Annotated in this window: 21 protein-coding genes; 12 read left to right on the top strand and 9 right to left on the bottom strand. The window is 68.5% G+C overall.

Annotated features, from left to right (window positions below; translation table 11 throughout):
- Positions 1-178: 178 nt before the first annotated feature.
- Positions 179-1,045 (top strand): ion transporter, encoded by an 867-nt coding sequence (locus J4H86_RS12735; RefSeq protein WP_236543711.1) that lies wholly within the window; start codon positions 179-181, stop codon positions 1,043-1,045.
- Here J4H86_RS12735 and J4H86_RS12730 read toward each other — a convergent pair.
- Positions 1,031-2,230: an MFS transporter gene (locus tag J4H86_RS12730; RefSeq protein ID WP_236543710.1), complete on the bottom strand. Its 1,200-nt coding sequence runs from the start codon at positions 2,228-2,230 to the stop codon at positions 1,031-1,033. The two genes, J4H86_RS12735 and J4H86_RS12730, sit on opposite strands and share 15 nt — an antisense overlap.
- A gap of 224 nt (positions 2,231-2,454) precedes the next feature.
- Here J4H86_RS12730 and J4H86_RS12725 point away from each other — a divergent pair, with 224 nt between their 5' ends.
- The 4 genes from J4H86_RS12725 to J4H86_RS12710 all read left to right on the top strand — a co-directional run bounded on the left by J4H86_RS12725 (position 2,455) and on the right by J4H86_RS12710 (position 4,592).
- On the top strand, positions 2,455-2,676 hold the full coding sequence (locus J4H86_RS12725; RefSeq protein WP_236543709.1) for a DUF5957 family protein: 222 nt from the start codon (positions 2,455-2,457) through the stop codon (positions 2,674-2,676).
- A 61-nt stretch (positions 2,677-2,737) separates the two neighbouring features.
- Positions 2,738-3,637, top strand: coding sequence for a histidine kinase (locus J4H86_RS12720; protein WP_236543708.1), 900 nt, complete (start codon positions 2,738-2,740; stop codon positions 3,635-3,637).
- A complete protein-coding gene (locus tag J4H86_RS12715; protein ID WP_236543707.1) occupies positions 3,634-3,900 on the top strand; it encodes a sensor histidine kinase in 267 nt (88 codons plus the stop codon). The genes J4H86_RS12720 and J4H86_RS12715 overlap by 4 nt, the downstream gene beginning before the upstream one ends.
- Positions 3,900-4,592, top strand: coding sequence for a response regulator transcription factor (locus J4H86_RS12710; RefSeq protein WP_236543706.1), 693 nt, complete (start codon positions 3,900-3,902; stop codon positions 4,590-4,592). Before J4H86_RS12715 ends, J4H86_RS12710 begins: the two co-directional genes overlap by 1 nt.
- A 102-nt stretch (positions 4,593-4,694) precedes the next feature.
- Here the strand turns inward: J4H86_RS12710 and J4H86_RS12705 are convergent, their stop codons facing one another.
- Positions 4,695-5,111, bottom strand: a complete 417-nt coding sequence (locus J4H86_RS12705; protein WP_236543705.1) for a nuclear transport factor 2 family protein — start codon at positions 5,109-5,111, stop codon at positions 4,695-4,697.
- Between the two features lie 84 nt (positions 5,112-5,195).
- On the opposite strand from J4H86_RS12705, the gene J4H86_RS12700 reads away from it, so the two are divergent.
- Positions 5,196-5,780, top strand: coding sequence for a TetR/AcrR family transcriptional regulator (locus J4H86_RS12700; RefSeq protein WP_236543704.1), 585 nt, complete (start codon positions 5,196-5,198; stop codon positions 5,778-5,780).
- A 30-nt stretch (positions 5,781-5,810) separates the two neighbouring features.
- Here J4H86_RS12700 and J4H86_RS12695 read toward each other — a convergent pair whose 3' ends face one another.
- The 5 genes from J4H86_RS12695 to J4H86_RS12675 form a co-directional block, all read right to left on the bottom strand.
- On the bottom strand, positions 5,811-7,073 hold the full coding sequence (locus J4H86_RS12695; protein ID WP_236543703.1) for a methyltransferase domain-containing protein: 1,263 nt from the start codon (positions 7,071-7,073) through the stop codon (positions 5,811-5,813).
- A complete protein-coding gene (gene tgmB / locus J4H86_RS12690; protein WP_236543702.1) occupies positions 7,066-8,022 on the bottom strand; it encodes an ATP-grasp ribosomal peptide maturase in 957 nt (318 codons plus the stop codon). The genes J4H86_RS12695 and tgmB overlap by 8 nt, the downstream gene beginning before the upstream one ends.
- Positions 8,023-8,027: 5 nt before the next feature.
- Positions 8,028-8,321 (bottom strand): putative ATP-grasp-modified RiPP, encoded by a 294-nt coding sequence (gene tgmA, locus J4H86_RS12685; protein ID WP_236544013.1) that lies wholly within the window; start codon positions 8,319-8,321, stop codon positions 8,028-8,030.
- A 101-nt stretch (positions 8,322-8,422) separates the two neighbouring features.
- Entirely contained in the window at positions 8,423-8,644 is a 222-nt protein-coding gene (locus J4H86_RS12680; RefSeq protein WP_236543701.1) for a hypothetical protein, read from the bottom strand.
- The gene (locus J4H86_RS12675; RefSeq protein WP_236543700.1) at positions 8,641-9,063 is read right to left on the bottom strand and encodes an ATP-binding protein; all 423 of its coding nucleotides are present in this window, start codon (positions 9,061-9,063) and stop codon (positions 8,641-8,643) included. The genes J4H86_RS12680 and J4H86_RS12675 overlap by 4 nt, the downstream gene beginning before the upstream one ends.
- Positions 9,064-9,424: 361 nt before the next feature.
- Here J4H86_RS12675 and J4H86_RS12670 point away from each other — a divergent pair, with 361 nt between their 5' ends.
- From J4H86_RS12670 to J4H86_RS12660, 3 genes are read left to right on the top strand one after another with little or no spacing between them, the layout of a single operon-like run.
- Positions 9,425-10,549: a helix-turn-helix domain-containing protein gene (locus J4H86_RS12670; RefSeq protein WP_236543699.1), complete on the top strand. Its 1,125-nt coding sequence runs from the start codon at positions 9,425-9,427 to the stop codon at positions 10,547-10,549.
- Positions 10,550-10,588: 39 nt separating this feature from the next.
- Complete coding sequence (locus J4H86_RS12665) at positions 10,589-11,056, top strand: NUDIX domain-containing protein (protein WP_236543698.1); 468 nt, start codon at positions 10,589-10,591, stop codon at positions 11,054-11,056.
- A 20-nt stretch (positions 11,057-11,076) separates the two neighbouring features.
- Positions 11,077-11,547 carry an NUDIX domain-containing protein gene (locus J4H86_RS12660; RefSeq protein WP_236543697.1) on the top strand — a complete coding sequence of 157 codons (471 nt, stop codon included), beginning with the start codon at positions 11,077-11,079 and terminating at the stop codon, positions 11,545-11,547.
- 106 nt (positions 11,548-11,653) lie between these two features.
- Here the strand turns inward: J4H86_RS12660 and J4H86_RS12655 are convergent, their stop codons facing one another.
- Both J4H86_RS12655 and J4H86_RS12650 read right to left on the bottom strand, forming a co-directional pair.
- Entirely contained in the window at positions 11,654-13,087 is a 1,434-nt protein-coding gene (locus J4H86_RS12655) for a xylulokinase (protein ID WP_236543696.1), read from the bottom strand.
- Between the two features lie 12 nt (positions 13,088-13,099).
- Positions 13,100-13,588: an SRPBCC family protein gene (locus tag J4H86_RS12650; protein WP_236543695.1), complete on the bottom strand. Its 489-nt coding sequence runs from the start codon at positions 13,586-13,588 to the stop codon at positions 13,100-13,102.
- 482 nt (positions 13,589-14,070) lie between these two features.
- On the opposite strand from J4H86_RS12650, the gene J4H86_RS12645 reads away from it, so the two are divergent.
- Genes J4H86_RS12645 through J4H86_RS12635 form a run of 3 tightly spaced genes read left to right on the top strand, consistent with a single transcriptional unit; the run spans position 14,071 to position 17,102 of the window.
- Positions 14,071-15,429 carry a sensor histidine kinase gene (locus tag J4H86_RS12645; RefSeq protein ID WP_236543694.1) on the top strand — a complete coding sequence of 453 codons (1,359 nt, stop codon included), beginning with the start codon at positions 14,071-14,073 and terminating at the stop codon, positions 15,427-15,429.
- A 3-nt stretch (positions 15,430-15,432) separates the two neighbouring features.
- Positions 15,433-16,134, top strand: coding sequence for a response regulator transcription factor (locus J4H86_RS12640; protein WP_236543693.1), 702 nt, complete (start codon positions 15,433-15,435; stop codon positions 16,132-16,134).
- Positions 16,131-17,102 carry a DUF4097 family beta strand repeat-containing protein gene (locus J4H86_RS12635; protein ID WP_236543692.1) on the top strand — a complete coding sequence of 324 codons (972 nt, stop codon included), beginning with the start codon at positions 16,131-16,133 and terminating at the stop codon, positions 17,100-17,102. The genes J4H86_RS12640 and J4H86_RS12635 overlap by 4 nt, the downstream gene beginning before the upstream one ends.
- The last annotated feature ends 115 nt before the right edge of the window (positions 17,103-17,217 follow it).

The following is a 17,217-nucleotide window of genomic DNA, read 5'->3' as shown; positions in this document are numbered from 1 at the left end:
GTGGACGCGGTGGATACTGGATCGCTGTCCGGCCGGTCAACCATGGGACGCACGTCCCTCCGGGTGAGGGGAACCCGGCGTCGGGGGCTGTCAGACCTCCCAATGCCCAGAGGTGGCCACCACAAACCAGCCGGTAGGCTCAACTTTCGTTTCATTCACGACTCAGGAGGTCACAGCGGTGCGAGCGCGGGTCCGGGACATGGTGGAGGCGACCTGGTTCCAGGGCGTCATCACGGTTCTGATCCTCATCAACGCCGTCATCCTCGGCCTGGAGACCTCCCCGGCCATGATGGACTCCCTGGGGGCCATCCTCTTCGTCGTCGACACCGCGATCCTCACGGTCTTCGTGGTGGAGATCGTGCTGCGTGTCTACGCGCACGGCTGGCGCTTCTTCACCGACCCCTGGGGTTGGTTCGACCTCGCGATCGTCACCATCGCGATCGTGCCGACGTCCGGGCCGTTCGCCGTGCTGCGGGTCCTGCGGGTGCTGCGCGTGCTGCGCCTCATCTCGGTGGTTCCGCCGCTGCGTCGGGTCGTGACCGGCCTGCTGCGGGCCCTTCCCGGGATGGCCTCGATCGGGGCGCTGCTCGGGCTCATCATGTACGTCTCCGGTGTGATGGCGACCAAGCTGTTCCAGCAGACCGACCCGGTGCACTTCGAGAACCTCGGCGAGACCCTGTTCACGCTGTTCCAGATCACGACCGGCGACAACTGGTCGGTCATCGCGCGGCCCATCGTGGAGGAACAGCCGATCGCGGCGCTGTTCTTCGTGACCTTCATCCTGATCTCCACGTTCATCACCCTGAACCTGTTCATCGCGGTCGCCGTCGAGGCGCTGCCGTCCGCCTCCCAGGAGCGTGCGGAGAAGGATGGGGGCGGCAGCGGGAGCGCCGGCGACACCGCCGGACCCCAGGGCGGGCCCGGTGGTGACGGGGCGGACGTCACGCCGGCGCAGTTGCTCACCGAGATCCGCGCCCTGCGCGCCGAGGTCGCCGAACTACGCGGATACGCCCCATCCGACGACGTGATGTCAGGCCGCTCCTGAGCCTCGGGGGCGCGTGGCCGCGGCGAGGACCGTCGCGACGGCCACACCCAGCGCGAGCAGCACGAACAACTCCTGATAGCCGCCGACGGCGATAGCCAGCACGGTGCCGCCCCACGGGGCGAGGGCGATCGCCGCCAGGAGGGGGCCGTGCATGATCCCGTTCAGCAGGCCGTAGTTGGTGGCTCCCCACCGGTCGCTGACCGCGGTCGCCTGCAACAGGGTGAAGATTCCGCGCGCCACACCGGACAGCAGGGCCGCCGCCAGCAGCAGGGCCGCGTCCGCGGGGAGCAGCGCCAGCAGCGCCGTGGTGACGGTGCACGAGGCCAGGATGACGACCGTACGGCTGATCACGCCGAGGCGGCGGGCCATCGGGGCGTAGGCGAAGCGCCCCAGCACCTGGCCGACGCCCCCCAACCCCAGCGCCCACGAGGCCGTCTGTGCGTCGATCCCACGGCTGGCCAGCAGGGGAACGATGTGCATCACCAGTCCGTAGACCGCGAAGGCGCAGAGCGCGAACGCGGCGGTGAGGCAGATGAACGCCCGCCCCCGGACGATCGACCTGACGCTCGCGCCGGACGTGGCCGTGTCGCTCTCCGCGACCTGGGGCCAGGACGGTCGCAAGAAGATCACGTGTAGCGGGAGGGTGACGACCAGGTGGATGCCGGCGAGGATCAGGAAGGCGGCGCGCCAGTCCATGGCGCTGTCCAACGCGGCGGAGAGTGGGGCGAAGATCGTGCTCGCGAACCCGGCGACCAGCGTCAGCATCGTCAGCGCGCGCACACGTCGCTCGCCGTACCAGCGGGTCAACGCGGCGAAGGCGGGGGAGTAGAAGAGCATGGCGCTCGCCGCCCCGGCCGGGATCCAGGCGGCGAAGAACACGACGGGGTTGGGGGCGAGGGCGACCGCCGCGAGGGAGGGGAAGGCGAGGAGTGACCCGGTGACCATGGCCGGCCGTGGTCCGGAGCGGTCGATCCACCGACCGATCGGTGCGCCCAACAGCGCCACTACGAGCTGCCCGACCGAGAACGCCGCGGTGAGCCAGGGCAGCGACCACCCGGTGTCGTCGGCGATGGAGGAGGCGAGGACGGGGAACGCGTAGAAGAGGACCCCGTAGCTGACGGTGACGGTGACGCACAGCGCCGCGAGAGCCCAACGCAGTGGCGCCGGTGTGCTGGGGGTAGGCACCGAGACTCCGACTCCTGATCTATCGACAGTGATCGATGGGAGTGTAGTCCTCCGCGTTGCCGGCACCGCCCGCCAGGGTGGGCCGAGACGCACCGTCTACATCGGAGGATGCATGTCAGGTGAGCCCTCTGGGGGGACGCGACCGAGCCGACCTGGTTACTACCGTGTCCCACGCTGGGGGATGTTCGTCGCCCCAGCACACGAGTCGTCAGGCTGGAGGAAACATGCGCGCGGTCGCGTTCGCCATCGGTGGTCTGTTCGGGGGACTGTTCCTTGGATTCGTTCTCGAGGTGGGTATCGTCTTCGGGGCGCGGGCGGTCTTCGGGGAGGTGCCGAGCTTCCTGTTCTTCGTCGGCTTCCTGCCGGTGATCATCGGAGTGATCGGAGCTGTGGCGGCTCCCATGATCGACGCGCGCAAGGGCGGGTCCGCGCCGAGTCAGTCCTGATGGGCGGGAAGGTGTCGTGTCCGCGACAGCGCGCAGCGTGAACCCCCCTAGGGTGATGATCATGGGAAGCACAGCGTTCCCCCTCCCGCGCGGGTGGCCGGAGGTCGTGTTCGCCGTCGGTGTCGCGGTCGCCTCCGTCGTCATCGAGTTGGTGACGGCGTTCGCCACGGACGTGCCACTGGAGGCGCGGAACCTCGTCGTCCTCCTGGTGGGCGCGGCCGCGCTGCTCACCATCCGTCGGCTGCCCATCCTCGCCGCGGTCGTCCTCGCGCTGGTCGCCCCCGCCTACTACGTGCTGGGCGACGTGGACAGCGGAGCCGGGTGGCTCGCGTTCGCCATTGGTGTCGTGTGGCTCGCGATGGAGCGTGAACGCGTCGCCGCCGTGACCTCCGCGCTGCTCTCCATGATCCTCTTCGCGACCGCGGAGTTCTCCGGGCAAGTCCCGCTACGCGCCGTGGGCGTGTTCGTGGGGATCGCCAGCGTCCTGGCGCTCGGGGAGATCGCCCGCAGTCGCCGGGCCTACCTCCTTGAGGTCAAGCAGCGCCTGGCGCACGCCGAACGCACGCGTGAGGAGGAGGCGCGGCGGCGGTCCACCGAGGAACGCATGCGGATCGCCCGCGAACTCCACGACGTCCTCGCGCACCAGATCTCCCTCATCAACGTCCAGGCCGGCGCCGCCGTGCACCGTCGCGATCCCGAGCGGGCCTACGCGGCCCTGGAGGAGATCCGGCTCGCCAGCAAGGGGACCCTTCGGGAACTCCGCACGATCCTCGGCGTACTGCGCCAGGTGGACGAGGACGACGCCGAGCTTCTCCCCACCCCGGGGCTGGCCCGCCTGGACGAACTCGCCGAGAGCACGCGCCGGCGGGGCTCGACGTCCGGATCGTCGTCGACGGTACGACCAGGACGCTGCCCACAGCGGTCGACGCCGCCGCTTACCGTGTTGTGCAGGAGTCGTTGACCAACACGGTGCGGCACGGGCGGGCGGGGAGGGTGACGGTGCGGCTCACCTACCGGCCGGACCAGCTCACCCTGTCGGTCGAGGACGACGGCCGTGGCTTCCCCGACGACGTTCCGCGCGGCAACGGTCTGCTCGGCATCACCGAACGCGTCACCGCGGTCGGCGGAACGGCGACACTCCGCAACGGTCCCGAGGGAGGGGCACACGTCGAGGCGACGTTGCCGATCCCCCCGGACTCTCCCACGACAAGTGAGGCTGGTTGATGAAGGACTCAGGTGCGGGCGACGGGCGGGTCCGGGTGCTGCTCGTGGACGACCAGACCCTGGTCCGGGCGGGGTTCCGCGCGATGTTGGAGAGCGAGTCCGACATCGCCGTCGTCGGCGAGGCCGGTGACGGCGACGAGGCGGTCCGCGCGGCGGTCGAACTCCTCCCCACCGTCGTGTTGATGGACGTCCGGATGCCGGGCGTGGACGGCCTCGAGGCGACCCGCCGCATCGCCGCCGACCCTCGACTCTCCGAGGTCAAGGTCATCATCCTGACCACCTTCGACGTCGACGACTACGTGTACGGCGCGTTGAAGGCCGGCGCGAGCGGCTTCCTGGTCAAGGACACCGAACCCGCCGAGCTGATCCACGGGGTCCGCGTGGTCGCTCGTGGCGACGCGCTGCTCGCCCCCTCCGTCACCCGCCGCCTCATCGCCGAGTTCGCCACCCAGGCCCGGCAGCAGATCCCCGAGGCGCGGCTCAACTCCCTCACCGACCGGGAACGCGAGGTCCTCAGCCTCGTCGCCCAGGGGATGTCCAACGACGAGCTCGCCGCCCACCTCGTGGTCAGCCCCGCCACCGCCAAGACCCATATCAGCCGCATCCTCACCAAACTCAACGCACGCGACCGCGCCCAACTCGTCGTCATCGGCTACGAGGCCGGCCTCGTCAAACCCGGCTGGCTCGGCTAGGGGACGCCCCCATCAGGATTTCTCCACCCCCATCAGGGTTTCCGCACCTTCATCAGTTGGATGTGCGCATTCACCTGCTCTGACGGGGTTGATCGCACCCGGTCACGTGGACGCGGTTGGCTGCGACCGTGGCTCGTCGGTGACCGTGCGGGTGAGCTGGTGGGACTCACGCATGCGCCCGTCGGCAGCGAACCGGCCGAAGAAGTAGACCTCGATGGTGAGATCCTTGCCTCGCTGGTGGACGTACATGGTGAAGCGGGCGGCGATCCGGTCACCGTGGGCGATGGCTTCGTGCACCTCCATTCGACCGCTTGGCTTGTTCTTGCGCAGGGGTTTCGCGTGCGCGATGAGCTTGTCTCGGTCCATGCGGATTCCGTCGGCGATCTCGACGATGTCAGGGGTGCGATAACGATCGACAACCACGCTCGGATCCTCGTCTCCGTAGATGAGTTCCTCGGAGTAGGAGTTGAGGAAATCGGTGATCATCTGCTTCGGGTCGGTGTCGTCGAAGGTCATCATGGTTCTCCCAATGGTCGACTGAGTCTCAATCTTTGACAACGTGTAAGATATCTACACGGTAGCAAATCTGACAAGGTGTAAGAGATGTCCGGGTCTGAAGCGCGCAAGCGGCGCGCCGACGCGCAGCGCAGCGCGGAGTCGGTCGTGGGTGCGGCCATCCAGGTGCTCAACCGCGATCCCGATGCCAGCATGGGAGCCATCGCGGCCGCCGCCGGCGTCACACGCCAGACGGTCTACGCGCACTTCTCGTCGAGGGAGAAGCTCCTGAGAGCGGTCGTCGACCATCTCACCGCCGAGACCGTCGCCGAGATCGACGCCGAGGACATCGACACCGGGCCCGCCATGGACGCGCTGTTTCGACTCCTCGATGCCAGCGAGCGCACCGTCGGCCGGTATCCCGTTCTCTTCCAGTCGGGTGATGCGGCGGCCACGACACAGAGCGCTGACGACCAACGTCACGACCCCGTGGCGGACAGACTGAGTCGGATATTCCGGCGCGGCCAGCAGTCCGGAGAGTTCGACGCCCACATCTCGGTCACCTGGCTGGTGGCCGCCACGATCAAACTGAGTCACACCGCCAGCGAAGAGACCGACGCCGGTCGCCTGTCAGAACACGAAGCAGACGCGGCACTCCGTACCAGCCTGCGCCGCATCCTGACGCCCGACTAGAGAAGGTCATGCTTCGCATGGCGCCTTTTCCTATGGCCACTTCGGTGCTGTGGGTGGGTGGCCGAGGGCCTGGTGGGGGAGAGGAAGGTCCCAGGAGTCGTTGGAGTCGGGGTTTCCCAGCCACACCCGGTGATGTCCATCGGTGGCTACGGTGAGACCGAAGTCGTCGCGGTGGGGGGCGCCGAGACCCTGCCACTCGTTCCACAGCGTCTGCACTGTGTCCAGGACGCTGTGGGGGCTCTGTCGAGCTTGGCCCGCGGGGGTGATGTAGGCCCACCCGCCGTCTGGGGTGAGCAGCCACTGTTCGTCAGGCTCGCCGTCGGGGTAGCTTAGTCCGATGTCGAGGATGTTACTGCGCAGTCCGAGGAAGAATCTGAATCCCTCGTCCTTGACTGCTTGGTAGATCGTCGGGGATCGCTGCTCCGTCCGTGCGGCGAGGACCTCGGAATCGGTGAGGGCGCGGAACAGCTTGAGGGCGGAGGCGCTGTCATCGGTCCGGGTGGGCATGAACCCCGCCGAGAGGGTGCGAAAGCGGCCCTCTGCGATGTTCCCTCGAACAACCAACCTGACGAGTGCCGCGACCCCTCCCAAGAGGCGCGCGTGATTGGCCAGGATGACACCGGCTTCGACGCTTTGGTGGATCCATGCGGGAGGGATACGCGGGAACGCGGCGGTCGTCACGATCCGGTCGAACATCGCGCGTTCCGGTATCCCCTTCGCACCGTCTCCTATGGCGATGTGCGGGCTGAGGCCGAGGCCGCGCAGTCGTTCGCCGGCGCGGGAGACGAGTACTGGATCCACGTCGATCGTTGATACCTGGTCCGACCCCAGTCGGGCGGAGAGAAGCGCCGCGTTGTACCCGGTTCCAGTGCCGATCTCGAGGACGCGTGACGTGTCGTCCACGTCCAGCTCCGACAGCATGCGCGCCATGAGTCGCGGCTGGGAACTCGTGCAGGTCATCGTGACGGCCCGGACGGTTCCATTCCGCGTCGCGATTCGCCATGCCTCGTCGTCTCCGTCGAGCTGGGTGATCGCGATGTCGTCCGAGTACACGAGCCTCAGCCACTCATACCGGTTCGCCGGCACCCGCCCATCCAGCGGACGGAAGCTTCCGGACGCGTCGGTCGGAACGAACACGCAGGGCACGAAGGTATGTCGCGGGATCTCCTCGAAGATCGCGCGCCACCGACTGTCCGAGAGCGCCCCCGCCGCCCACATCTCGTCAACCAGTCCCACTCTGAGCGACCGCGCGCACCCGTCGTCGCGGCGGTAGTCGTGCTCAACGTCATTCACGTGGCCGTCCTTCTTGTAGTGCGGTGGCGAGAGCGGACGCGATCATCGGCGCGACCTCGGGAATCCAGGCCCACTGGCCGTTGGGGTTGATCTCCAGAAACACCCACCGGCCAGACTCGTCCACAAGGAAGTCGAACGCTCCGAACCGAAGGTCGAAGTGGGACATGAACGACTGAACCGTCGCGCGGATATGTGCCGGTGGGGTGGTCCGCGAGTACTTCAAGGCCGCGTAGTCCTTCCGCCAGTCGAGATGCCCCGCGATGGACCCCGAATGGATCTCGGCGGCGAACATGTCCGTGTCCACGACGCACAAGCGGACAGCGTGCGTGTGCGCGACGTACTCCTGGATCATGTGAGTGGTGAGGTGCAGGGCGGGATCATCGATCTGTTCGGCGGTTACCGGGGTCGCGAAGAGCAGATGTTGCCGGCCATCCTCATCGATCACCCCCCGAGGAGAGAACGGCTTGTAGATCACGGGCCTGCCCAGCCCGGTGGCGAACGCCTTGGCGTCGCTTGCCACATTGGTCACGATGGTCTCGGGCACTCGAAGCCCAAGTTCACGTGCGACGCGTAGCTGGAGGGGCTTGTACTCCGCGTTCGCGATCCGACTCGGATGGTTCAACCATCGGGGGAGGGCGGCGAGCGTGCCGAGGAATCCGAGCCGGGCTTCGACCTCGGCCCACGCTCTGTGTGAGTCGCTCATTCCGCTGGGAAACCGGAAGCGCGTCGGGCGCCGGTAGTAGATTCCCGTCACTTCGGATAGGTCGAGGACACGTTCTTGGGTGCGAAGGGCGCCAGCCCATGATTCCGCCAACGTCGCCGTGAACTCGAGCTTCAACGGAAAATCGGCGACATCGCAGCGTAGGACGGGCGCCCTACGACGGTTCAGCGCCTCGATCACGTGATCCGATGTGGGATCAAAGTCGCGGGTGAGGATGAGAACCGTCATCAGCCTCAGCCATTGTCGCCGACGTCGGTGTCGTCGTCCGGAGCCTGTCGATCCTGGCTCGACGTGGTCGTACTGGTTTCTCCGCTTGAGCGGCGCATCATCGGCACCGTCGCGCCGTCGACGGCCACCACCGAGATCTGTCGGCCGGGATCGAGGTAGGAACGACTCGCCTCTGCGACAGCGTCGGGATCGAAGGGAACGTACGTCACAAGACGAGCGCCGAATGGGACGGTCGCTTCACCTTCGAGCACGTCGGTCGCGGTGTCACTCCCGATAGGGAACGGATTATGGAACTGCATGCTCACTCCTTACGAACTGCGTGTCCTGTTGTGGTCGGGGGTTTGGTGGGGGTGGCCGCCCCGGCCCGGGAGGGTGTGGGTGGGGCGGCCGGTGAGGTGGTTTATGTGGTGTGGCGTAGGTGGTTGGCGACGGCTTTCTCTTGTCCGATGGGGTAGGTGGTGTTTTCGACTTGCCAGTGGGTTGTGTGCCATTCCGCTAACGGGCTGTTGCGGAGGTGGTAGGTGCGGACGTGGGTTCCGTCGGGGAGCTGCTGCCAGCCCATGAAGACGTCGCCGTGCTTGAGGAGTTCGGTGAGCAGGCGATCCTTAGGGGGCATGTTCACCGCTCGCGTCCTCTCTGTGCGGGGATCAGCAAAGGCAGGTGGGCGGTGACGGTGCAGTGGTCATCCGCGAGGATGGTGGTCCAGGTTTCCGCCATGGCGGCGACCAACTGAAGTCCGTGCCCGTGCTCGTCGAGGGGGTCGGGGTGTTGTCCCCATCGGGGTGTGGACTGGGTGTCGTTGCCTTGGTCGGTGACGCTCACCAACGCTCGGGTGGGCTGGATCTCCACAGTGACGGTGAAGGTTCCGCCCACTTCCCCGCTGCGGGTGTGCAGCAGCGCGTTGGTGCCGAGCTCCGACACCACCAGCGTCGCCTCATCAATCGCGTCGGGCTCGACCCCGCGCTTGGCCAACTCCGTATGGACCCAGGCGCGGGCGAGCGCCACGCTCCCCGGCAGGCCAGCGAACCTCTTCGTGGTCATGACGTCACCCCCACCACGGGTAGCGGGCCGGTCGCGAGGATCGACGTCACCGTCGACGGATGGTCCAGAGCGGTGCCACAACCCCGACACCAGGCATGGGATGGGCGGCGGAAAAGGTAGGGACGCACCCGCGCATGACGGCGCCGCGCACCGGATGGGCCGGGGGGTACTAGAAACCCGCTATCGGGAGTTAGGGTTCTCGCTGGCATCAGTCCTCCACTGGCTGGTGTCCGTGCCCCCGGACGTTCAAAGCGTCGCGGGGGCCTTGCTCCTTCGAGCGTTTCGGGTTGTGGACGGCCTGCGCCAGGGTGACCGTGTTGCTTACGCTTGCAGGCAACGGTCAACACACTCGGGAGTCCCCATGGCCGAGTTCTCTGACATTGTTCGGCGCGCCATGACCGAACAGGGCCTGTCGCTGCGAGCGCTCGCACGGACCGTGAACTACGACCCCGGCTACATCTCACGCGTGGTCAGCGGGAAACAGTCCCCCTCAGGCGACCTGGTTCGAGCACTAGACACTGCCCTCGACACAGATGGGGCACTCGTCGCTGCCGCCGAGGGCGACCAGGCTGGTGCTGTCCCCACGCCTCCTGGGGGCACTGACGAGGCAACACACCTACGTACTACCGTCTCGCATCTGGTTTCGCTGGATGGGCGGTTCGGCGGTGACGAGATCGCCCCGGTGGCAGTGCGTGTCTGGAAGGCGGCGCAGCGGAAGCTGGACCAAGGGATAGTCCCGCCGAGACAATCGCGCGACGTGGTCGCCGCTACGGCCGAGGCCGCCGAACTCGCGGGCTGGCTGCTGTTCGACGCCGACGATCAGCCCGGCTGCCGGAACGCCACGCTCGAAGCCCAACTCCTCGCGCGCCAGGTGGGAGATCGTTCGATGGAACGATTCGCACTGACCAACCTGGCGATGCATGACATCGAAACCGGGCGCCCCGGAGAAGCCATCCGCATCGCCGAGTCCCTGCTCGACCAGCCACGCCTCCCGCAACGAGTAGGCCTCCTCGCCAAAATCCGACGCGGAAGAGCACTCGCCCAGCTAGGCCACCGCGAACCCGCGATCGAAGACCTCACCACAGCACAAGGGATGGTCCAGGACTCCATCACCGCCACGGACCCACCGTGGACCTGGTGGGTCAACGAGTGCGAAGTGGCAGGCCACTTCGGAGAAGCACTCCTCGACCTCGGGCAACCCGAAACCGCGCTCCCATACCTGGAACACGCTCAGGAACTCGCCGAGGCACACCGCCCCGACGGCCGAGGATCCCTCTACTACCGCGTCTCACTAGTAACCGCCTACGCACGAGTCCAGGCGTGGTCAGACCTCGAGACCACACTCCACACAATCCCCCAACTCATGGATTCGGTGAGCTCCAAACGCAACCACCGCCGCCTCCACACCGCCGCCCACGCCATCAGCCAGACACCCCACACCCCCGAACAACTCAAGGACCTCGCCCACACCATCGCTGCCCATTAGAAGATCCATGCTGTTCGTCAACTCGTGCGGGAGGTGTGTGTGCGTCGGGAGTTCTTCGATGATCCAGCCGCTCCGGTGCCGAATCGGGTGGTGGTGGCGGCGAGTGCTGCGGTGATTGATGATCAGGGCAGGATTCTGTTGCAGCGGCGTGCTGACAGTGGCCTGTGGGCGCTACCGGGGGGCGTCATGGAGATGACCGAGAGTCTGCCCGAGTCGGCTGTGCGGGAAGTCCGTGAGGAGACCGGGTTCGACATCGAGATCACCGGACTCGTGGGCACCTACACCGATCCCCGGCACGTCATCGCCTACGACGACGGCGAAGTCCGCCGACAGTTCAACATCTGCTTCCACGCCCGCCTGCTCGGCGGCATCCTGAGCGTCAGCCCCGAATCGACACACGTCCAATGGACACCACCTGAGGAGATCGACGCCCTCCCCATCCACCACACCCAACACCTCCGCATCACCCACGCCCTCACCCCCAAAGCACCCCCGCACCTCGGATAGTCAGGGGTAGCCTCGCCTGCGTGACGCTTCCTCCAATGGCTCGTCCGTTGGCCGCCGCAGGGGTTCTGTTCCGTGATGGCCGAGGGCGTGTCCTCCTTGTGACGCCGACGTACAAGCCTTCGCTTGAGATCCCTGGTGGGTTGGTCGAGCCGGACGAAACTCCGTACCAGGCCGCCGTGCGGGAGGTCGAGGAGGAGTTGGGGGTCAGGCCGCCGATCGGTGGCCTATTGGTTGTGGACTGGGCACCGCACCCGGCGCACGGAGACAAAGTGCTCTTCATCTTCGACGGCGGTGTCCTCGACGTCTCTTGGCGGGCAAGGATCACGCCAGACGGGGAGGAGATCTCCGAGGCCCAGTTCGTCGAGACTTCATGCCTCAGCGACGTGCTGATCGATCGACTGGCCCGACGTGTTCACGCCGCTGTAAAAGCCCAGGAGGCAGGGACACCGCGATACCTGGAGAACGGCACCTCGATCGGCTGGTCGAGCTAGACGAAGCTAACCGCCACGCTCCGCGTGACCTTCCCCCCCGGCGGCAACTCCGGTTGGCTCCGCGCCCTCTCCACGGCCTGGTGCCGGGCTGGGCAGCGGGAACGGCCTACGTCACGCGGCCTTCCCTCCAGGTTTCGTAGGTGGTGCGGTAGAGCTTGGCGTTGTCGCTTGGGGTGATGGTTGGAATCTCTCTCGCGGGTGGGGTGGGGAGATTGACGCCGGTGGTGCGGGCGGCGAGTTGGCAGGCGCCCAGGGCGGAGAGGCTGCGGTGGGGGAGCGGTGATAGGGGGACACCGAGGACGTCGGCGAGGAGTTGGCCGAAGGCTGGGGTGCGGCCGATGCCGCCGGCCAGGTGGATGGTGCCGCTCAATGGCTCGGGCATCAGCTCGGTGGCGTACCGGATCGTGAAGGCCACGCCCTCGACCGCGGCCCGCAGCAGGTCCTCGCGGCCCACGTCGAGCCGCAGGCCCGCGAACCCCCCGGCCGACCCGGTTCCGAACCGCTCCGGGGTGAGGAACGGGGCGAACAACACCCCGTTGGCCCCCGGATGTCCGACGGCGCAGGCGTCCATGAGATCGCTCCAGGACGCGTTGAGCGTGTCACGCACCCACCCCAGGGCGAGGCCGGCGTTCGCGACCGCCGCCATCCGGTACCAGCCCGTGGCCTCGACCGTCCGGTACACGTGGGTGCCGGCCGCCGCCACCGGCTCGTCCGTCAACGCCAGGACCTGGGCGCCGCTGCCCACGGTGACGAGCGTGGCCCCGGGATCGGCGGTGGACGCGAGCGCCGCCGCCAGCGCCGCCGGAGTGTCCCCCGCGCCCGCCGCGACCGGGATCCCCACGGGGAGCCGCAACGTCGCCGCCGCGTCCCGCGTGAGCGGTCCGCCCGAGGCGCCCGAGGGCACCACCGGCGGCAGCCCCGCCGGGTCCAGCCCGGCGGCCTCCACGGCTGCCGACGACCAGGCGTCGCCGGGCACGTCCCACAGCAGGGTCGCGGAGGCGTCCGTGGGCTCCGTCGCGGCGCACCCGGTGAGGCGGAACCGCAACCAGTCCTTGGGCAACAGCACCCAGGACGGCCCCACGTCCGAGGAGTCGACCGTGGAGGGCTCCCGAAGGGCGGCCCAGCGGTACAGCGGTCCGGTCATCCCCGGCAGGATCGGATTGGCCAGCCGGGCCCGCTCCTCGTCCGGCAACGACTCCCACCCCGACAACACGTCCGCCGCCCGACTGTCCGGCCACAGCATCGCCGGTCGGGCCGCCGTGGTGTCCCGCCGTGCCAGCACCAGCCCGTGCATCTGCCCCGCGAGCCCCACCGCGACCGGTTGGACGTCCTGGGAGGCTCGCGCCTGGACGACCGCGTCGCGCACGGCGGTGACGGTCGCCGTCCACCAGGCCTCGGGGTCCGTCTCCGCCCAGCCGGGATGGGGACTACGGACGGGGTAGGACGCCTCGGACTCGGCGAGGATCCCGCCGTCGACCTCCGCCACCACGGCCTTGACCCCGCTCGTGCCGAGGTCGATCCCGATCACTGCCTCCGCCATGGTCACGGCACCTCAGCTCGCGGTGTGACGGTGGGACGGCGTCCGCACGCGGCGGGCTCGGATCTCCGACAGCGCCTTCAAGCGAGGCAGGCTGGCCTCGATCCCCGCCGCGTTGCGCGCGGGAGAACCGAACAGGATGTAGAAGAGGTACCAGAGCGGTCCCCCGTGTGCGTAGTCGAAAGTCGCGGTGACGTGCGTCGTCGCGTCGGGGCGCTCGCGCAACGTCCACCGCCACCGGTGGGGACCGCTGTGCTGCCACGCGATGCGACGGTTCTCCTGGTACTCCACCACCCGGTTCGTGGTGCGGTAGGGAAACCCCCACAGTCGCATCCGCATCCGGAACACCGCCCCGTGGTGGAGTCGCTGCGGGCCGTCGACCGTGCCGCGGACCGTGGTGGAGCCGTCGAAGTCCTGGTGCTGCCGGGGATCAGCCAGGAAACCAAAGACGCGCCGCGCGGGGGCGTCGATGACGACGGTGCGGGAAACCTTGCGCTGGACCATAGCGTCACGCTACCTGTCCCGTTTGACGGGTTTCCGGCGTCGGGCCGACGCCGGGAAGGTGCGACCCCTGGGTCTGATTCGCGGAGTTCCTGCCCGCGCGTCCCGCGATCGCTTCGTCCAACCCGCCATCCCCGTGCCTCGACCAGGACGGCGAGCGCAGGACCGCCGCCGACGCCGCGCCGGAAGATCCGTGCGCGGGAATCCCGCAATCGGCGAACCCACGCCTCCCTGGTGAATCGAGTCGGCCGGGCAGAGCCACCACACCCGGGCCGCCGCATTCGGCCACGGCTGGCCATCGCCGTGAGGGGCGAAAACGCGAACCAGGCCGGTGGTCACCAGCGCGTCACCGCGACAGTCCCCCTGGTGGGTCAACGTGGTGGTGCAGGCACTACCTCACCTTGACGGGAAGCCGTCATCGCGGAGAACCCGTCCCGCGACCTAGCGTGAGATGTGCTGGGAATGGCAGCGGAAAGGACGAGAGCGTGAACCTGGAGACGGCGCCACGGCGGAAGACGCGCTGGTGGCGCGTTGTCGCCGTGCTGCACTCCCAGGCGTCGCTTGTCCTGGCCCCCTTGCTGCTCCTCCCAGCGCTGATCCTCCTGGTCTCGACGGCGTTCGTCGTGTTGTGGATCCTCGACGCGGGAGCGCGACAGTTCCAGGCGCTCCCGACCTTCGCCGGGAGCGCCCAGCGCGACACCTGGTTCTGGGTGTTCCTGGGGACACTGCCGGTCCTCGCCGCCGCGTGTGCGGCGCTCGCCCGGGCCGGCTGCCGGCTCCAGGGCCGTCGGCTGGGGGAACCCGTGCCCGACCTCCCCGAACCGGCCGGCGACGAGGGCGACCGGGACCGTGAGCCGTGGCTGCGGGTCCTGACCGCGCTCTACGGGGCCGCCGCCTGGCGCTCGGTCATCCACGCGGCGGTCCTCGGCGGCTGGGCACTGCTCGGCGGCGGCACGGTGCTCGTGCTCAGCGCGTTCGGCCTGGGGATCCCCATCGGGATGTTCGCGGCGCTCGTCGCGCGTCTCGCCGGCGCGAGCGCGTTCGGGGACCTGAGCGCCGCGCAACTCGTCGGGCTGCTGGTCCTCGGCCCGGCGATGGCCCTCGGTGCCCTGTGGCTGGCGCCCGCGATGGTGCGGGTGGACCGGGCACTCGCCCAAGCCCTGATCGTGGAGCCGCCCGAGGTCCGGGCGCGCCGCCGGGTCGCGACGCTCAAGGAGACGCGTCGCCGCATGGTGGACGTCGCGGAGAACGAACGCCGCAGGATCGAACGGGACCTCCACGACGGCGCGCAGCAACGACTCCTCGCCCTGACGATCAGTGTCTCCCGGGCCCGCGGACGGGTCTCCGCCGGCCCGGAGGTGATCGCCCCTCTGCTCGACGAGGCCCACGCCGAGGCCAAGGAAGCCATGGCGGAACTGCGCGAGGTCGCGTTGGGGCTGCACCCGCGAGTGCTCAGCGACCACGGCCTGGTCCGGGCCCTCCCGGGAGTCACCGGGCGCTGCCCAGTCCCGGTTCGGTTGTCCGCCGACCTGGACACCCGCCCCTCCGCCCGCGCCGAGGCCATCGCGTACTTCGTGACGTCCGAGGCGCTCACCAACGTCGCCCGCCACGCCCGAGGCGCCACCAACGCGGAGGTCATCGTGGAACACGTCCGGCAGCGGCGCGGAGCCGAACTCCTGCGCGTCCGCGTCCACGACGACGGGGAGGGCGGCGCGGCCCCGGACAATGGCAGCGGCCTGTACGGGCTGTGGGACCGGGTCCACGCCGTCGACGGCTCCCTGACCGTGACGAGCCCGCCGGGCGGCCCCACCACCGTCATCGCCGAAATTCCGTGGGAGGCGTGAACCGTGCGTGCCATCATCGCCGAGGACTCAGAGCTGCTGCGCAGCGGCGTGGCCCGCCTGCTACACGACGAGGGGGTCGACGTCGTCGCCGAGGCGCGTGACGCTGAGGAGCTGCTCGCCGCCGTGGCGAGCCACCCCGACACCGACCTGTGTCTGGTCGACATCCGCATGCCGCCCAGCCACACCGAGGAGGGAATGTGGGCGGCGGTACGCATCCGACGCGAACACCCCGCCGTCGCCGTCGTAATCCTGTCCCAGCACGTTGTCGGCCACTACGCCTCGGAGTTCCTGGCCGGCGGTGCGAAGAAGGTCGGTTACCTGCTCAAGGACCGAGTGGCCGACATCCCCGAGTTCCTCGCGACACTGCGACGCGTCGCCGCCGGTGGCGCCGCCATCGACGCGGAGGTCGTCTCCCAGTTGCTCACGCGGCGCGACGACGACCTCTCCCGACTCAGCCCGCGCGAGTCCGACGTCCTCGCCGCCATGGCGGAGGGACTGAACAACGCGGGGATCGCCGCGCGCCTGTACGTCTCCGAACGCGCGGTCGAAAAGCACATCCGGGCCATCTTCACCAAGTTGGACCTGGGTCATGACAGTCACGAACACCGTCGAGTCCAAGCCGTCCTGCAGTACCTCCGCGGCGCGCGAAACCCCGGGCCGTCGCCCTTCGACGACAGCGGTCGTCAACACGAGGAGTGGAAATGACCTTCACAGCCAGGGGGCTCTACGCCTCCACCAGCAAGGAGCGGAAGAGCCGCGGCCTGTTCCGCGTGCTGCTCATCATCGGGGCGCTGATCGCGCTCGCGTCCGTCTTCTGGGTCGTTTCCGCGATCCTCGCCTACAGCACCACGTCGACCACGACCGAGACCACGGATGCGTCCGGCGTCACCGCGCTGGAGATCGACAACCGGACCACGGGTGACGTGCGGGTCGTCGCCGCGGACGACGACGCCACCGTCGAGGCGCGCCTACGCGACAACGTGTTCTCCGAGGCGGTGAGCTCGGTGTCCGGGGACGGAACCCTCAGCGTGGGCGCGGACTGTGAGCAGTGGTTCATCGGTTCGTGCGTGGTGGACTTCCAGATCAGCGTCCCCGTCGGGAGCGCGGTGCGGGTCGAGGGGTCCACGGGCAACGTCAGCGTGGACGACGTCAACGGAGACGTCGAGGTGGCGAACAGCACGGGGGACGCCTCCCTCACCGGCGCAGCGAACGTCACGACGAACACCTCCACCGGCAACGTCGACATCGCCGACGCGGACGGGGACGTCGACGTCACCACCTCCACCGGAGACGTCGTCGTGGCCGGTCGCGGTGACAGCCTGAGCGTCGCCACCACCACGGGGATGGTCGACGTCGTCGGTTTCGAGGCACCGGACGTGAACGTGTCCACCACCACTGGTGACCAGGCCCTCCGCGGTGTCACCGGATCCCTCACGAGCGAGGCCACCACCGGCAACGTGACCATCACCGCCGACGAGGAGTTCGGCGACATCACCGCGGCCACGACCACCGGTGACATCACCGCGACCGTCGCCGACGCCGTCGGTGCGGTGGACGTGCTCGGTGAGAGTAGCTCGGGTGACCGGTTCATCGACGTGGCCACGGATCCGGACGCCAGTATGTGGATGGATCTGACGACCACAACCGGCAACGTCTCCGTGACGTCGCGCTGATCACCGCCCCGTGTCACGGACGTCCTGGGCCGACATCGGCCTCGGTGGGCCACGCGGTTCGGCGGGCCCACCGAGGCGAATAGAGTTCCCATGCGGTCTCCGACGAAGGGCACGA

Source organism: Spiractinospora alimapuensis (genome assembly GCF_018437505.1).
Taxonomy (GTDB): Bacteria; Actinomycetota; Actinomycetes; order Streptosporangiales; family Streptosporangiaceae; genus Spiractinospora; species Spiractinospora alimapuensis.
Note: the sequence above shows the minus strand (reverse complement) of the source record. Positions and strands in the feature narration are given on the sequence as shown.

Excerpts from the sequence above, each read along its gene's own strand:
- J4H86_RS12635 (WP_236543692.1), top strand. The coding sequence starts at position 16,131 with ATGACCTTCACAGCCAGGGGGCTCTACGCCTCCACCAGCAAGGAGCGG.
- J4H86_RS12705 (WP_236543705.1), bottom strand. The coding sequence starts at position 5,111 with ATGATGACCTTCGACGACACCGACCCGAAGCAGATGATCACCGATTTC.
- J4H86_RS12700 (WP_236543704.1), top strand. The coding sequence starts at position 5,196 with ATGTCCGGGTCTGAAGCGCGCAAGCGGCGCGCCGACGCGCAGCGCAGC.
- J4H86_RS12650 (WP_236543695.1), bottom strand. The coding sequence starts at position 13,588 with ATGGTCCAGCGCAAGGTTTCCCGCACCGTCGTCATCGACGCCCCCGCG.
- J4H86_RS12725 (WP_236543709.1), top strand. The coding sequence starts at position 2,455 with ATGCGCGCGGTCGCGTTCGCCATCGGTGGTCTGTTCGGGGGACTGTTC.
- J4H86_RS12670 (WP_236543699.1), top strand. The coding sequence starts at position 9,425 with ATGGCCGAGTTCTCTGACATTGTTCGGCGCGCCATGACCGAACAGGGC.
- J4H86_RS12710 (WP_236543706.1), top strand. The coding sequence starts at position 3,900 with ATGAAGGACTCAGGTGCGGGCGACGGGCGGGTCCGGGTGCTGCTCGTG.
- J4H86_RS12720 (WP_236543708.1), top strand. The coding sequence starts at position 2,738 with ATGGGAAGCACAGCGTTCCCCCTCCCGCGCGGGTGGCCGGAGGTCGTG.
- J4H86_RS12655 (WP_236543696.1), bottom strand. The coding sequence starts at position 13,087 with ATGGCGGAGGCAGTGATCGGGATCGACCTCGGCACGAGCGGGGTCAAG.
- J4H86_RS12675 (WP_236543700.1), bottom strand. The coding sequence starts at position 9,063 with ATGACCACGAAGAGGTTCGCTGGCCTGCCGGGGAGCGTGGCGCTCGCC.
- tgmA (WP_236544013.1), bottom strand. The coding sequence starts at position 8,321 with ATGCAGTTCCATAATCCGTTCCCTATCGGGAGTGACACCGCGACCGAC.
- tgmB (WP_236543702.1), bottom strand. The coding sequence starts at position 8,022 with ATGACGGTTCTCATCCTCACCCGCGACTTTGATCCCACATCGGATCAC.